Here is a 15420-nt window from a genome sequence, read left to right as displayed (position 1 = left end):
CTAAACCTTTTTAACAATCACCTCAACTAAATCTGATGCAAGAGACCACTCATTCATATTCACTCGATAATCTATCCATTCTTTTGGAATCATCCCTTTAATAATTCCTCGAATTTCTTTCCAAATATCATAAATTCCGAGTCCTAATTGTTTTAAAAGCAAGGGCTGACGTTCAATAACCCACGTGCGAAACTGTTCATAACTCACCGTTTGATAAATTGAAACTTCTTGAGAAATATAATCGTTCAAATGATAAAAATGAACACGCTTTAATAATTCATCTGCACGATACTCCGGTGACTCTTCCAAAATTTTTTGAAATAACTTCTTCGCATCTTCGACAAGATAAGAAGAATAAGTAAAGTAAGCAATCTTAATGGGTTGCATCGCCAAAATAAACGCTTTATGAATATTAATGGTTGTTTTTCCGCTTCCGGCACTACCAAAAATAAAGGTAGGGGCATCTGTTGGTGCCAAGCATTCAAACTGTTCATCATTCAAATAATAAACCGCCTTATCCTCACGTTCATCTAATAACTGTCCCATGGTCTCGACATTGATGACACGAGTAATCACGCGATTAGGATCGTAATCAAAATTGATATATTGCTGATCGATGAATTCATCAATCGACTCTTCGGATGTCAAATATTCCTCAACTTGTTGATTTGAAACTCCAATCATTCGCCCTCGCATCGCTTGATCATCATGATGGCAATAATCTAAAAACAAAATCGCTTGACGGTATTCTGAACGTACCCGATCCGTATCAAACGTAAACAAAATCCGATCTCCTTTATTAATTCGGAGTTTAAAAATGCGTAACCCATTTCGATTATTTTTAATTTCACGGACGGATACACCTGCACGCATAGCAGACATATTAAACTTTGAAGCAACATATTCATGAACAAACTGACTCATTTTTTGTAGGACAAAGGATTCTTTCCCTTGAGGGATGTGACTTAAAAATAATTCAGTAACTAATATTTTCATAACCATATCCCCTTTCTACATAATCTTATCTCTATTCTATCAAATTAGACACTAAATGTATATTAAAACGTCGATACGCTGTCGTTAGTTGATAAGAATTTCTTCAAAAAATTCTTGTATGAACGAAAGAAATCTTTTCATCTACACTAAATCTTTCATTTCCTTTATTTCTAACCTTTATTCTTTAAGTCATCCATGCTCGGTCATCTAAGTAGGAATAAAACGAATAGTTCAAAAGATTAAAAAAGCCGAATAAACGCACAGGCGCTTATTCGACTCTAAAACAAGACTAAGATTCGATTAAAGGAGGACTACTTTCTTCAAAATTATCCTCAGTATCGAGATCAAACTCTTGCATATCGTATAACTTTTTTCGTTTTTGTAAATAAAAATAAATCACAACTAAAACAATTCCCTTTGCCACACTGCTTAATGAAATAGCCCACCAAACACCATTAATTCCTAAAAGCGTAGGTGTTGCAATTAAATAAGCAAGGGGAATACGAGCAGCCGTTAAAATAATCCCCACTGCAGAAGGAATATACGTTCGACCTAATCCATTAAATAATCCTTGTGTTGTAATCTCAATACACATAAACAATTGTGAGTACCCTAAGATTTTTAAGTAATCTGTTCCTTGGTGAATTGCCTCTGCTTCAGGTAAAAAGAAGGTAAAAATAGGACGACCAGCAAAGATGAGTAAGGAGGTCGTAAATCCCCCTAGTCCTAAGGCTAACATTAACGTGGTACGATAACCTTTCTGAATTCGCTCATATTGTTTTGCACCATAGTTTTGACCGACAAACGCTCCTAAGGCTGTTGAAAAACCACCAGCTGTCATCCAAGAAATCGATTCAATCTGTGATCCCACTTTTTGAACCGCAATTGGAACTGCTCCATAAACCGCGACTAATCGTCCTAAAATCATCGCAATTAATGTAAATGACCCACTTTGGACAGCCCCTGGAAGTCCGAGTCTACAGAGTGTTTTCATGGATACAATATCCGGTTTCTTAAAAAGATCCACTTTTAAATCATTCACTTTACTTCTAATCATTACCACTACAAAGCAAATTGTGACCATAATTTGTGCAGCAACAGTAGCTAACGCGGCTCCTAATACCCCTAAGGCTGGAATAGAACCAAATCCTAAAATTAATAATGGGTCAAATATAATATTGAACAATAACCCAATCGTATTAATAATAAATGGAGTTTTACTATCCCCTGATCCATTAAATATAGCAGTTAAAACAGGATTAATAAAATAAAAAATCATTCCGAATGCCATCACCTCTAAATAGGTATATGACATCTGAATAATCTCAGTATCACCTAAGTTAAAGAAACTAATCAACGGTTCTTTTAAAATAAGTAAAACTAGCATATAGATTATGGCAAGTATTAAGTTAATTTGAATGGCACTTCTAACATACATTTTCGTTTCATCAAAACGCTTCGCTCCAGTTGATTGAGCGACCTTAATCTCAGCTCCATTTTTTGAAATCATGATAAAAGCCATCGCAAGCCACGTAAAAAAACCAGCCGTTCCGATAGCAGCCACTGCCTTACTTCCAACTTTACCAATCCAAATCATATCCGTCAGATTATAAGCCATTTGGATAAATGATGTTCCCATAATTGGCAATGCTAATTTAACTAACGTTCTCACAATGGGACCTTTGGTTAAATCAATACGCTTCTCCAAACTATAACACCCCTTTTAAAATTCATCTCTTTTAATTCTTCCTATTCATCTTTAACATTCCAAACTGAAAAAAACAAGAGATTTTTGATGTTTTGAATCAACTTTTGCTACTAGCTTCTAATCATTCATCTCATTTTAAACCTCATTGACAATTAGCGCATCATGACTCAATCATTGTTTTCTATAAAACATTTTACTAGATTCTCCATCTTCATTTAATCTTTTAATCCATAAGAAAAAAGCTAGTGATAAAATGATCACTAGCTCTAAAAAATGTTATGAATGATTATAATTTAACAACGTTAGAAGCTTGAGCTCCACGGTTTCCTTCAACGATATCGAAAGAAACTTTTTGTCCTTCTTCTAATGTTTTGAATCCTTCACCAGTAATTGCTGAGTAATGTACGAATACATCTTCTCCGCCTTCAACTGAAATGAATCCGAATCCTTTTTCTGCGTTAAACCATTTAACTGTACCTGTATTCATAATAAATACCTCCGAAAACAAATAAAAATTTGTTACTTAATACTATTTTGCTACCCACATCATTACCCTTAGTTATAAACCCCAAGAAAATTTATTCATTTGAACCTGTGAAAAATACCAAAAGAATTATTAAGTACAGGTTAAATATAGCACGTTTTTCAGAAAAAGACAACCTTATATATAATATAATTTGAAAATCATTTCAAAAATATTCCTCTTCCCCCTCATCTTTTTTATTTTTTTGTTGGAAAACAGTGGTTCATGATGTTTAATTAACCCTGGATTAATTACCAAAATTTACGTTTCATTATTTTCAAAAAAACATTTGCAGTCCATCTAAGAACATGTTATATTATGTTTCGGCAATTCTCGATATTTTTCGTTTTTTTATTGAGTAAATTCTCATTAAATTCGGTTCATTAGACTAAATTCAATGTCAATAAACCATCAACATAATTGAGAGGAGAAGAGAGAATAAGATGAAACAACAACGAAAAGCAACACTATTTGAATCATTGATTCCTATCGTATTTTTAATTATTATTTTAGCGTTATCCTTAATGGTCTTTAAGGTGGATCCTCAAATCCCACTTTTATTAGGAACAGCTGTTGCTTCCTTAATCGGAGTCTATCGACTTGGCTTTAAATGGTCGGAGCTTGAAGACGGAATTATCGAAACGATTAAAATGGCTATCCAAGCCATTCTGATTTTATTAATTGTAGGAACACTAATTGGAACATGGATTTTAAGTGGGGTTGTTCCTTCAATGATTTACTGGGGATTAAATATTTTGTCACCTAGTATTTTCTTAGTGGCAACGTTATTAATTTGTTCAATTGTTTCTGTTTCAACAGGTTCGTCTTGGACAACTGCGGGAACAGTTGGGATTGCTCTATTAGGAATTGGTCAAACATTAGGAATTCCATCACCCGTTATTGCAGGAGCCATTATTTCAGGGGCTTATTTTGGTGATAAAATGTCACCTCTTTCAGATACAACCAATTTAGCACCAGCTATGGCAGGTGCAACTTTATTTGATCATATTAAGCATATGATGTATACGACTGTTCCGGCTTATGTCATCGCAATCGTCATCTATGCGATTCTTGGCGTTAAATATGCCGGTCAATCATTAGATATGGCTCAAATTAACATCATTAAAGAAACATTAGTTTCAAACTTTAACACCTTATCTCCAATTCTTTTATTAGCTCCTGTCTCTGTTATTGCCATGGTTATTTTAAAACTTCCTGCACTTCCAGCCTTATTAACAGGAACATTAATCGGTGGTGCTTTTGCAATCATTTTCCAAGGAGCAAGTTTAGGTGATGTCATGTCAGCCATGCATTACGGTTATCAGTCACATACAGGTGTCGTAGCGGTTGATGACTTATTAACTCGTGGTGGATTAGATAGTATGTTATGGACTGTTTCTTTAGTTGTATGTGCACTATCATTTGGTGGAGTCCTTGAAAAAACAGGTATGCTTGAAACGATTGCAACACGTATCTTACAGTTTGCTAAAGGAACATTCGGTTTAGTTTTTGCAACAATTATCACATGTATCTTTACAAACATTGTAACTGGAGATCAATATTTAGCAATTGTCATGCCTGGACGCATGTATAAAGACGAATATGCGAAACGTAACTTAGCAGCTAAAAACTTATCACGTGCGATTGAAGATAGCGCAACAGTAACATCAGCTTTAATCCCATGGACAACCTGCGGTTCATACATGATTGCCACATTAGGGATTAATCCAATTGCCTTCTTACCATATGCTTTCTTTAACTTATTATCGCCTATGATTTCATTAATTTTAGCAGCCACAGGATGGACAATGGAAAAACGTCAATCAACAGAGCAAAAATAGAACTTAAAAAAACTCTCGATTTCGAGAGTTTTTTTTATTTCCTTAGTCTACTAAGATTAATGACGGATGAAAAAATGTCACCCCAGTAACAATCCCCTTAAACCCCCAGCCAACTCTAACATAACAGTTATCTGCAGGAATAGGATAGGTCACACAAATTCGTTTAAAATGTGGAGTCACTTCAGAAGCAACATTATGACAACAAACATCAATACAAGAATCAGCTTCATTATAAAACGCAACTTTATAATTGATTTCATCCACATCATTTCCCCGAATAATCAATCCAATGGTCAATTGTCTTTTACCTACCGTGTTAATTGTTTCAGTATAAACTAAGCGCTCATAATCCTCTTTACTAAAACTAAGGCTACCAACCTTATAACCATCAATCTCTGTTTGATCAAAGTGAAGTTGTCCATCCGTTTTAAAATATCGGGGAAACTCCCCTTCCCTTTCACACCACACACTATTTTTAATGCTATTCCCTTTCATATTCACTCCCCCAATATTTCATACGATTGGCTTAAAGAAAGCTGATAAATATCTGTATTAAACCAATTCGGTGCTTGATTTTGCTTGTAAATCATTTCAACTTGAAATCCCACTTTTTGATAAAGCATCAACGCTCGGTGATTAGTTGAAAACACACTCAATCTTAACGTTTTAAGATGCCAATTGGTAAAGCAATCATCAATGAATGCTGTAAGAACCTTTGTTCCTATTCCCATGCCCCACCAAGTTGGCTTTATACCTATACTCATCCAAGCCTCACTTTGATCCTCATTAAAGTCAGTTAAACTAATAAAACCTATCCATTCTTTACCGCCTTCCATCCAAATTGAAAAGTAATACTCATCCAAAGAATGAATAGAATGCTCATACCAATCTTCTAACTGTTGTTTTGTCTGTCTGTCTTCATCTATTTTTCCGTATCCTTGAATAAATAATTTATCCTGGTATAACTTTAACAGTTCTTCTAAATCAGATTGATTTAAGGCACGATAACTAACGCTCACTGACTCTTCTGCTTTCAACATCTTAAAACTCCTCTAGACTTAACGTCCTTTAAATAAGATAATTCTTAAATCTAAACAAATAAACACCGTAATGATAAGGTCAATAATCCATAATAGATAACTTAAAAATAAAACAAAGCCTGGAGTAAAACACCAGCTAAGAAAAAATCTATAGATAACGATTGAAACCAAAATCCCAATAATCAAAGCAGCAATTAACGTCACCGGAGTCAAACATTTATAAAGAAAATGCATATCTCCAAAAAAGAGCAAATACACAATCGCCACAAGGGCTGCTCCTGTGAATAAAAAGTATCCGACTCCCCATAGCCAGCTCTTATAGCAAAACTGAATTAAAACTTGTGAGACTAAAAATAATGATAGAATACTCGCTAAACTTCCGAAAAGATAGCATTCTTTCATGACTTTCCGACCTTTTCCTAAATTAGAATTCATAAATAGTGATAAAACTCCGATAATAGGTAAAATTAGAGCAAATAATTCGATTAAACCAATACTAAACCGTAGTGCCAGAATACAAATTAGCGTGACTATAAAACAAAAGGCATTAATCCCACAATGAACCTGTAAAATGAATTGTCGTTGATATTGGATTGGACCTCTCATCCTCACCCGCCTCCCTCATAAAGTCATCTAGTACAGTGTATTCTCGATGACTTTAAAACATGAATAAAGAAAGGTTCTATAATCAAACACATTTTGATAAGAAAAAACAGCTAAGAAAGGATTCTCTCTTAACCGTTTTGATCTTATGACTTTTTACTAGTCACCACTCCATAAATCGCTGCCACTGTAAATAAAGCAACCGTTCCATAGCCCATTGTTTTTTTATGTTGTTCACTGAAAAAATACTGATCTCTTTCATCACACTTTTCAACTTTAATGGTTAATTCTTTTAATAATTCAATTAACTCTAACTTTAATTCATGAGCAATATCATCACGCTTTAGTAATTTCATAATCGCTTTTGACACTTTATAATAATATTTTTTCGTTCGTTTACTTGATTTCATGGCCTGTTTCATCGTTTTATGACTTGATTTAAGGACAAGTTTACTTTGTTTCACTAATTGAGGAACTTTTTTAACAGCTAACTCATAAAGTTCAGCATCCAGTTCTGCTCCCGATATTAATAACTCTAAGAATTCAGTTCCCTCTAAATCTTTCCATTCTTTAATTGGTGACATGTTGATTTCAGACTTGTTATAATCAATTATTTTTTCTGTCATCTTTATTCTTCCTTTTTAATCCAAGTGTCTTTTTTATATTTTATCATAGTTTAGTGAATTACCTAGTATTTTTCACCCTTTTTTCCGTTACATCATTATTTTTTACATGATTTCATTAAATTATGAGACAATAACACTGTAGAAAAACAGTTTAATGTCGATTTTTGTGGTATAATTCGAATTGAGGTGTTACATATGAAACAGTTAAAAATTTACTTTACATCTGATTTACACGGTTACGTCTACCCAACAGATTATACCGATACAACAGAAAAACCAATGGGACTATTAAATATTTTGTCTCACTATCAAAAAGATGGAAACACATTAATTATTGATGCTGGTGATACCATTCAAGGCTCACCATTTATGACTTTTTTAAGTACTGAAAATCTAGAAAAACATCCGGTTGCAACCGTTATGAATCAAGGTGGATATGATTATATCACCTTAGGTAACCATGAATTTAACTATGGCTATGACTATTTAAAATCGTATTTAACAAACTTAAACGCGAAATGTTTATGTGCTAATATCATAGATAAAACTGGCATTTTACCGATTGCATCATCTGACATTAAAGTCATGGAAAATGGATTAAAAGTAGGTGTCATTGGATTTACAACTGACTTCATTCCAATTTGGGAAAAAGCGTATAACTTAACTAATTTTGATGTATTAGATACATTTTCTTCGATTCAAAAGATTCATGATGAATTAAAACCACAAGTTGATGTTTTAATCGGGATTTACCACGGTGGATTTGAATATGATTTAGAAACTCACGAACAACTGAGCACATCATCTGAAAATATTGCTTATAAAATTTGTAAAGAATTACAGTTTGATCTCTTATTAACTGGACATCAGCATGTCCCACTTCAAGATCGAGATTTATTTGGAACGCATATTATCCAGACTCCACACAATGCCTCTAAGTACGCTCAAGTCAATATAACAGTTGCAGACGATCAAAAACTTTCTATTCATTCGTCTTTAAATGCCGTCTCAATCAATCCTGAACCCCATTTATATCAAGAATTAATGCCGTTAGAAACTCGAGTTCAGCAATGGCTAGACTCTCCAGTGGGTTATTTAAATGTTGAATTACAACCTGCAGAGCGTATAGATATGGCAGTAAATGGTTTACTATTAGCGAACTTTATTAATCAAATCCAATTAGAAGTAGCTGAATCCGATTTAGCCTGTACATCCTTTGCTAATGCAATCAAAGGATTTGATACAAGTGTAACTGTTCGTGATATCGTGTCAACGTACGTTTATCCAAATACGCTTGTCGTCCTTGAAGTCACTGGGACGGTCTTAAAACAAGCATTAGAAGTTTGCGCTTCATACATTCATAATGAAAATGGTAAACTCTCAGTTTCTCGTCGTTTCTTACAACCAAAAGTCGCTCACTACAACTATGACTTCTTCTCAAATGTCTTCTATACCTTTGATTTAACCAAACCAGTTGGTGAACGCGTCACATCCATGATCGTAAATGACAAAGAAGTTCAACCTGAAGATACTTTCAGTTTAGTCATGAACAACTATCGTTCAAGTGGTGTTGGAGGTTATGAATTCTTCCGTGACTGCCCAGTTATTAAAGAAATTCAAATCGAAATGACTGAGATTATCATCAATTACTTCAAAAAACATCAACACATTACCGTCGATGATCGTCAATTTATTAAAGTCATCAGATAAAATTAAGAAAGCCGTCCGTTTAAATGACGGCTTTTTCTGTTAATCTTCTTCTTTCACTAGGCTACAAAAGATATGATAAACGCTAATCACAAACAGAGTAGCCATCCCCCCCCAAAAACCATTGTCCATCAAAAGCACATTCTTCTATAAATTCGATGTTTAAAAAATGAGTAAGAAAGATAGACATAAATTGTAATAATCCATCGTTCTCTAGTCATTTATAAATCTTCCTAAACTGAGTATGTTATATGCGCTTATTGATGTTAAAATATATGGAATTTACATCATTTTATTAAAATCTCCCCTATTTTTGAAAAAAAACATAATTTTGCTTAGAATTTACTAATTTTTATTATTATTTATATGATACTATAAGAAGGATTTTACAATCTTTTAGAAAGGAGACTTTTATGAAAAAAAGTTATCGACAATACTTACTAGGCTGCATTTGTCTAATCATAGCAATACTCGTTCTGTTTTTATATCACTCTAATTCCCCTTCTGTTGAAATCGTTCAAGATACCTTAACTTCTCAACAAGAGATTGATTCTACCTTAAGCGAAACGATCACAAATGGAACGTATACTCTAGAACAACCTTTTGTCATTCTGAATCCTTACGGGAATGCTCCTTTATCAGCTTTAATTGCCTTTTCAACTGAAAAAGAGACGTCTGTAACGATAACAGTTGCAGGAAAAGATGAACAATCAACCTTCACGCATGAGTTTGGTCAAGCTACCTCACACCTAATTCCTGTTTATGGACTTTATGCTGATAGCTTAAATCAAATCACACTCACTTTAAGTGATGGTCGTACACAAACAATTGAAATCCAAACGGATCCACTCCCTAACGACTTAGCACTTCCTTCATCTGTCTATGCGGATAAATCTAGGTTAGAAAATGACCTCTATTTCGTGACTCCATCCTCTCAAGGCTATACAGCTGCATATGATATCAATGGCGATGTCAGATGGTATTTAACTAGTAAAAATGTTTGGGACGTCAAACGTCTAGAAAACGGAAATCTCTTACTCAGCTCTGATCGAACGATGGCCCCACCTTATTATATGACCGGTCTAATGGAAATGGATTTACTCGGTAAAGTCTACGTAGAGTACGTCCTTGAAGCAGGATATCACCATGATGCTATCGAACTTCCAAATGGAAACCTATTAATCGCTGGTAATAATCCAGATCGCATGACGGTAGAAGATTATGTTGTGGAACTTGATCGTACAACAGGACAAGTCATCAAATCTTGGGACTTAACATCTATTCTCCCCACTGAGGCAGCAAAAAGTGAAAATTGGACTGAGCATGATTGGTTCCATAATAACTCCGTTGATTTTGATGAAGCAAATCAAGCCATTATTTTATCAGGACGCCACCAAGATGCTGTCATCAGTATTGATTACAAAACAGGTGATTTAAACTGGATTGTTGGGGATTCAACAGGTTGGCCTGAAGAAATGCAACACTATTTCTTTACTCCTATTGGCGAAAATTTTGAATGGCAATGGTCACAACATTCTGCAAAAATCTTCCCAAGTGGAGATCTTGCGATTTTTGATAACGGAAACAATCGTTCAAAGAATCCTTATAATTATGTCAATCCAAATAATAACTATTCACGAGGCGTGATTTATCACCTAGACACTAACAATATGACGATTGAACAAGTCTTTGAATATGGAAAAGAGAGAGGAAGCTCATTCTATTCTCCCTATATCTCAGAAATTGATTACTTAGGTGCAAACCATTACTTAATTCATTCTGGTGGTATCGGATCCATCAATGGGGAAGCTTTAAATCAGCCGGCTTTCTTCTATGAAAATGCCAATTTATCTAGCCAAACCGTTGAAGTTTTAGATGGTGAGCGCATTTTTGAACTCGATTTACCCAGTCATTTTTATCGTGCATCTAAGTTAAGCCTTTACACTGATTCAAATAACTATTCACTAACACCTGGAAAACGCGTCGGAACACTTGGAGAAACCAAAACCTTACCGATTAAAGTCAAGGGGTTACGTTTTAATAAAAATGAATTAGGTGAGGAGTATCAAATTAAACTCACGCAAGAGTCCGATCGTTTAATATTAACTGGAAATTTCAAAGAAGGACAAAAAGTCAAACTTATTTTAAATAAACTCGGTGATCAACGTGTCTATGACATCAGAATTACAACGACTGCTTATACGGCCATGTGTGTTGATTTATTCAATCCTGATCAGGTGACAAATGCTGATCGTCTAAGCATTACTAAATATGTCAATGCAGAGGGATTACTTGGACAATATGAACTATATTTAGAAGTTGACAATATCGTCTACCCTCTTCATCAATCCGTTACTTTTCAATAGTGATTTCCCCTATCACCTTCTTTGGTAGCTAAAAAGTTCTTTATGTTTGATCAAATGATCATTACTACTTAATGAATAGGGAGAAATAGATTTATTAATGTATACTTGAAATAAATCTTGTCACCTAAGTACAACTTGTATATCTTTCAAAGAAAAAAGGATATCTGCTCGATATCCTTTTTTGCTTGTTTAAAGAGTTAGATTAATTCTAATTTGAAACCACAACGTCATGTTTTTTTGCACGACGTGCTCTCTTACGTGATTGATTAATTAAACGTAAAATCCATTTAAACACTTCATTAAATAAAACGACGGTTGAACCAACTCCGATAATCTTTAACCACATCACTCCACTTAATGGAACTGTGTGGAAGAAATCTCCTGCTACTTGTGTCACAATCACCTGGATTCCAAATGTTAGCGCTAAAATGAGAAGAGCAATTTTATTTTTAAAGAAATTCATAAAGATACTAACTAGTCCAAATTCTCGACAGTTTAAGGCATTAAACAGAACTAAGCTAACAAACAGACTAAAAATAACTGTTTGCCCTTCACTTGCACCACTGGTCACATGATTTAAATCCGCTCCAAGGAAGTTAAATTGTAATTGACCTAATAACACAATAATCATAAATAAACTATTAATCACAATGGTATGAATCATAAAGCGGTTAATAATATTTGCATTTTTTGATGTTGGCTTACGTCTCATTACCGTTTGTCGGACAGGTTCCATTCCTAGAGCTAACGCAGGTGGACCATCCATGATAATATTTACCCATAATAAATGTATCGTTGTAAATGGCAGCGGTTTGTCCATTAATTGAGTGATGATCGTAAGTAAAAAAGCAATGACATTAACTGTTAACGTAAATTGCAAGTAACGTTGGAAGTTATTATAAATCCCTCTTCCCCACTTAATTGCCTCAACAATCGTATTAAAACTATCATCTGTTAAGATAATATCTGCTGCATTACGACTCGCTTCAGTTCCAGCAATCCCCATGGCAATTCCAACATCTGCTTTCGTTAAAGCTGGGGCATCATTAATCCCATCTCCTGTAACGGCTACGACTTCTCCATTTTTTTGAAGCGCAGCAACAATTCGCATTTTGGTATTTGGCATTGAACGTGCCACAATCGCAATATTTTTAATTTCTTTTCTCAATTCAGTATCGGTTAAGCCATCAATATAACTCGCTTCAACCGCACGTTTATCAGGTGTTAAAATACCTAGTTCATTTCCAATGGCGATGGCTGTATGGATATTATCCCCTGTCAAAATTTTTGTTTCGATTCGTGCCTGACGTGCACATTCAATAGATTCTTTAACGCCCTCGCGTAACGGATCATTAATCCCAACAAATCCATGAAACGTAAATTGCGCACTCCAATGATTTTTATCCATAAAATCTTCTTTTTTTGTCGTTTCTTGATAAGCAAAGGCAATAATTCGCATAGCATTTGATTGTAATTCTTTCATTTTATCTAAAATGGCTTGTTCACGAACTTTTGTTAATGGACGAACTTTTCCATCAACGATCTCATTTTTACATTGTTTTAAAATGACTTCTGGGGCACCTTTAGATAAGATGAGATACCCAGTTGGTCGCTTAGTGACCGTTAACATATATTTGTTCGATGAAGTAAATGGAATTTGATACACAATCTGTGCCGATTCTCGAACTTGTTGATAACTTGGATTGTTAATCATCGAGATAATCGCACCCTCAGTTGGATTCCCAATGTAATTTTGATGAGTTCCATTAAATTCAACATCAGCCGAACTGTTAACTAAACAGTTTTCAACTAAAATCGGATGTTCATTTACCTCTTTAAATAAAGTTTCATGGCCATCCACAAAAACTTTTCCAACTTTCATTTTATTCTCAGTCAATGTCCCTGTTTTATCGCTACAAATCACACTAACAGACCCTATTGTTTCACATGCTTCTTTCTTGCGAATTAAGACATTAATTTTGGCCATTTTAGCCATTGTCATAGCAAGCGTGATATTAACCATGGTTGGTAACCCTTCTGGTACGGCAGCGACAATCAATCCGACACAAACAACAAAAGCCGTTTTAATACTTGGGAATACCATGTTAACATCGTGTAAAGAATGAACGAAAGCATCCCAGCTAGAGAATTTCAACTGAATTTGACTACCTTTAAAGATTTGAATAATCATGTAAATAAAGAGCATCGCTGCAACTGCAGAAGAAATCGAAGAAATTCGCTGTCCAAGTTTTCCTAATTTTAACTGGAGTGGCGTCATTTGTTCTTCTTGATTTAAATCTTTTGCAATTACTCCCATTTCTGTGGCATCCCCAATTTTAGTCACCTGCATTAGGCCATATCCGTTTCCAACGAGTGTTCCGCCGTAAACAATATGTTCTTTTTCTTTTGTGACCTGATCAGCTTCACCTGTTAACATATCCTCCCGCAACTTTAATTCTGTCGCCTCTAAAATGACGCCATCTGCTGGAACCATATCTCCTGTTTCTAGATAAACTAAATCATTAGGCACGATTTCGGTTTTGTGTACCATCTGTTTTCGTCCATCTCGTAACACTTTAACTAAAACGTCGTCTGTCATTTTAGCTAATGATTCAGCGGCTTTTTTTGATCTTCCCTCTGTGACGCGTCCGATAATAATTCCGAGTAGCACAGCCATACAAATCCCTATTCCATCCTGATACTCTCCTACTAAAAAGCTCATTCCACTGGCAATAAATAAAATCACCATGAGTGGTTCCTTAAAAACATCAAGTAACTCAAATAATAGGCCACGTTCTTTTGGCTTTGTAAATTCATTAGCACCGTATTGGGTTCTTAAAGATTCGACTTCTTGCTGTTTTAATCCTGTTTTTAAATTTGTAACGACGATATTAGCTGATTCTGCTTCATTTGCCAAACGTTTAATGACCGACACCTTCTTTCTTTTTGTTTTACAATCAACCCTATGCGGATTAACTAAAAAATAGAACAAAAAAAGCTCCTCTTAGGAGGAGTTTTTAATCATTCATTTCTTTTTCTAAAAATCCACGAACTAATTGTTCAATCATTTGAGCTGCCATTTTATTTTGATGGACGGTGTCAATTGTTAAACTTAATCCCGCTTCCTGTGAGATTTCCTCCCAGGATTTTTTCATAACATAATGCTTAAAAGATGGGATAAAATAAGCGAAAGGAGAACGAACCACTCGTTTCTGTTTAGTCGGGCGATGGGTTTCATAATATTCGAGCTGACGCTCGTTTAGTGGTAAATAGGTGATGTTAGTTTCTTGCGCTACGGCGTGAATTTGTTTACTATACTCAACAGCCGCTTTAAAAGCAACTGAATCACTATCTTCGCTAATCAACGGCAAAGATAAAATCGCAATTTTAGCATTCGTGTGTAACTTAAGTAAGCTAATTAACTGTCTCAGATTTTGAATAAACCATGATTCGGTCGGTTTCTGTGGTAGCTGTTTTTTGATTTCAAAATGAATTTCGTTTGACTTACTTAAACGAGCTAAAATATCGTTCGTTCCAATTAAAATAATAATATAATCTGGTTCACATTCAATAACATCTTCCACACGGTGTAACGCATTATAAACTAAATCCCCATTCACTCCTGCATTAATAAAATCATATCCTTTATCCCCCATCTGAACGGCTAAATCATTTACAAAGTTATGAGCCATCGTTCCTTGAGTATGACTATCCCCTAAACAAGCTACAACCTTTCGAGAAAAGTGTTCTGACTTGAGAAATTTTTCAGGTGTATTGGCGGGACGTTTACTAAAGCGATACACGGTATACCCAGCAATCGTCGTCACAATGCCCCCCACTGTAAATAACAACCATTTTCTTTGTTTTTTCATTTGAGACCTCCCACTCATAAGCTTCTCATCTATTCTATCATTGATTTGCTTCATAATCATCGTCTCATCTTGATGATTTATTAAATCCAATAAGAAACAAGGTCTAGCTTGAGCTTCTCTTTCTCATGCCATTTATCC

At 34.8% G+C, this 15420-nt stretch carries 12 protein-coding genes; 3 read left to right on the top strand and 9 right to left on the bottom strand.

Annotation, left to right across the window (positions count from 1 at the left end; genetic code table 11):
* The 3 genes from AT726_RS13345 to AT726_RS11860 form a co-directional block, all read right to left on the bottom strand.
* Window positions 1–996 carry a hypothetical protein gene (locus tag AT726_RS13345; protein WP_237297118.1) on the bottom strand — a complete coding sequence of 332 codons (996 nt, stop codon included), beginning with the start codon at window positions 994–996 and terminating at the stop codon, window positions 1–3.
* Between the two features lie 289 nt (window positions 997–1285).
* Window positions 1286–2704, bottom strand: a complete 1419-nt coding sequence (locus tag AT726_RS11865) for an MATE family efflux transporter (protein WP_055275736.1) — start codon at window positions 2702–2704, stop codon at window positions 1286–1288.
* 286 nt (window positions 2705–2990) lie between these two features.
* On the bottom strand, window positions 2991–3191 hold the full coding sequence (locus AT726_RS11860) for a cold-shock protein (RefSeq protein WP_006785622.1): 201 nt from the start codon (window positions 3189–3191) through the stop codon (window positions 2991–2993).
* Window positions 3192–3670: 479 nt separating this feature from the next.
* Between AT726_RS11860 and nhaC the strand changes: the two genes are divergently transcribed.
* The gene (gene nhaC, locus AT726_RS11855; protein ID WP_068759659.1) at window positions 3671–5068 is read left to right on the top strand and encodes a Na+/H+ antiporter NhaC; all 1398 of its coding nucleotides are present in this window, start codon (window positions 3671–3673) and stop codon (window positions 5066–5068) included.
* A 42-nt stretch (window positions 5069–5110) separates the two neighbouring features.
* On the opposite strand, the gene AT726_RS11850 is transcribed toward nhaC, so the two are convergent.
* The 4 genes from AT726_RS11850 to AT726_RS11835 form a co-directional block, all read right to left on the bottom strand.
* Window positions 5111–5563 (bottom strand): hypothetical protein, encoded by a 453-nt coding sequence (locus AT726_RS11850; protein ID WP_068759658.1) that lies wholly within the window; start codon window positions 5561–5563, stop codon window positions 5111–5113.
* A gap of 2 nt (window positions 5564–5565) precedes the next feature.
* Window positions 5566–6108 carry a GNAT family N-acetyltransferase gene (locus AT726_RS11845; RefSeq protein ID WP_068759657.1) on the bottom strand — a complete coding sequence of 181 codons (543 nt, stop codon included), beginning with the start codon at window positions 6106–6108 and terminating at the stop codon, window positions 5566–5568.
* Window positions 6109–6126: 18 nt separating this feature from the next.
* A complete protein-coding gene (locus AT726_RS11840) occupies window positions 6127–6714 on the bottom strand; it encodes a hypothetical protein (RefSeq protein WP_068759656.1) in 588 nt (195 codons plus the stop codon).
* A gap of 143 nt (window positions 6715–6857) precedes the next feature.
* Window positions 6858–7337: a hypothetical protein gene (locus AT726_RS11835; protein WP_068759655.1), complete on the bottom strand. Its 480-nt coding sequence runs from the start codon at window positions 7335–7337 to the stop codon at window positions 6858–6860.
* A 195-nt stretch (window positions 7338–7532) separates the two neighbouring features.
* Between AT726_RS11835 and AT726_RS11830 the strand changes: the two genes are divergently transcribed.
* Both AT726_RS11830 and AT726_RS11825 read left to right on the top strand, forming a co-directional pair.
* A complete protein-coding gene (locus AT726_RS11830; protein WP_068759654.1) occupies window positions 7533–9047 on the top strand; it encodes a bifunctional metallophosphatase/5'-nucleotidase in 1515 nt (504 codons plus the stop codon).
* A 410-nt stretch (window positions 9048–9457) separates the two neighbouring features.
* Window positions 9458–11410 carry an aryl-sulfate sulfotransferase gene (locus tag AT726_RS11825; RefSeq protein WP_055275722.1) on the top strand — a complete coding sequence of 651 codons (1953 nt, stop codon included), beginning with the start codon at window positions 9458–9460 and terminating at the stop codon, window positions 11408–11410.
* A gap of 208 nt (window positions 11411–11618) precedes the next feature.
* On the opposite strand, the gene AT726_RS11820 is transcribed toward AT726_RS11825, so the two are convergent.
* Together AT726_RS11820 and AT726_RS11815 are read right to left on the bottom strand one after the other, a co-directional pair.
* A complete protein-coding gene (locus AT726_RS11820) occupies window positions 11619–14402 on the bottom strand; it encodes a calcium-translocating P-type ATPase, PMCA-type (protein ID WP_082704909.1) in 2784 nt (927 codons plus the stop codon).
* 25 nt (window positions 14403–14427) lie between these two features.
* Complete coding sequence (locus tag AT726_RS11815) at window positions 14428–15282, bottom strand: SGNH/GDSL hydrolase family protein (RefSeq protein WP_055305845.1); 855 nt, start codon at window positions 15280–15282, stop codon at window positions 14428–14430.
* Between the last annotated feature and the right edge of the window lie 138 nt (window positions 15283–15420).

This window comes from Turicibacter sp. H121 (assembly GCF_001543345.1).
Lineage (GTDB): Bacteria > Bacillota_I > Bacilli_A > MOL361 > Turicibacteraceae > Turicibacter > Turicibacter bilis.
Note: the sequence above shows the minus strand (reverse complement) of the source record. Positions and strands in the feature narration are given on the sequence as shown.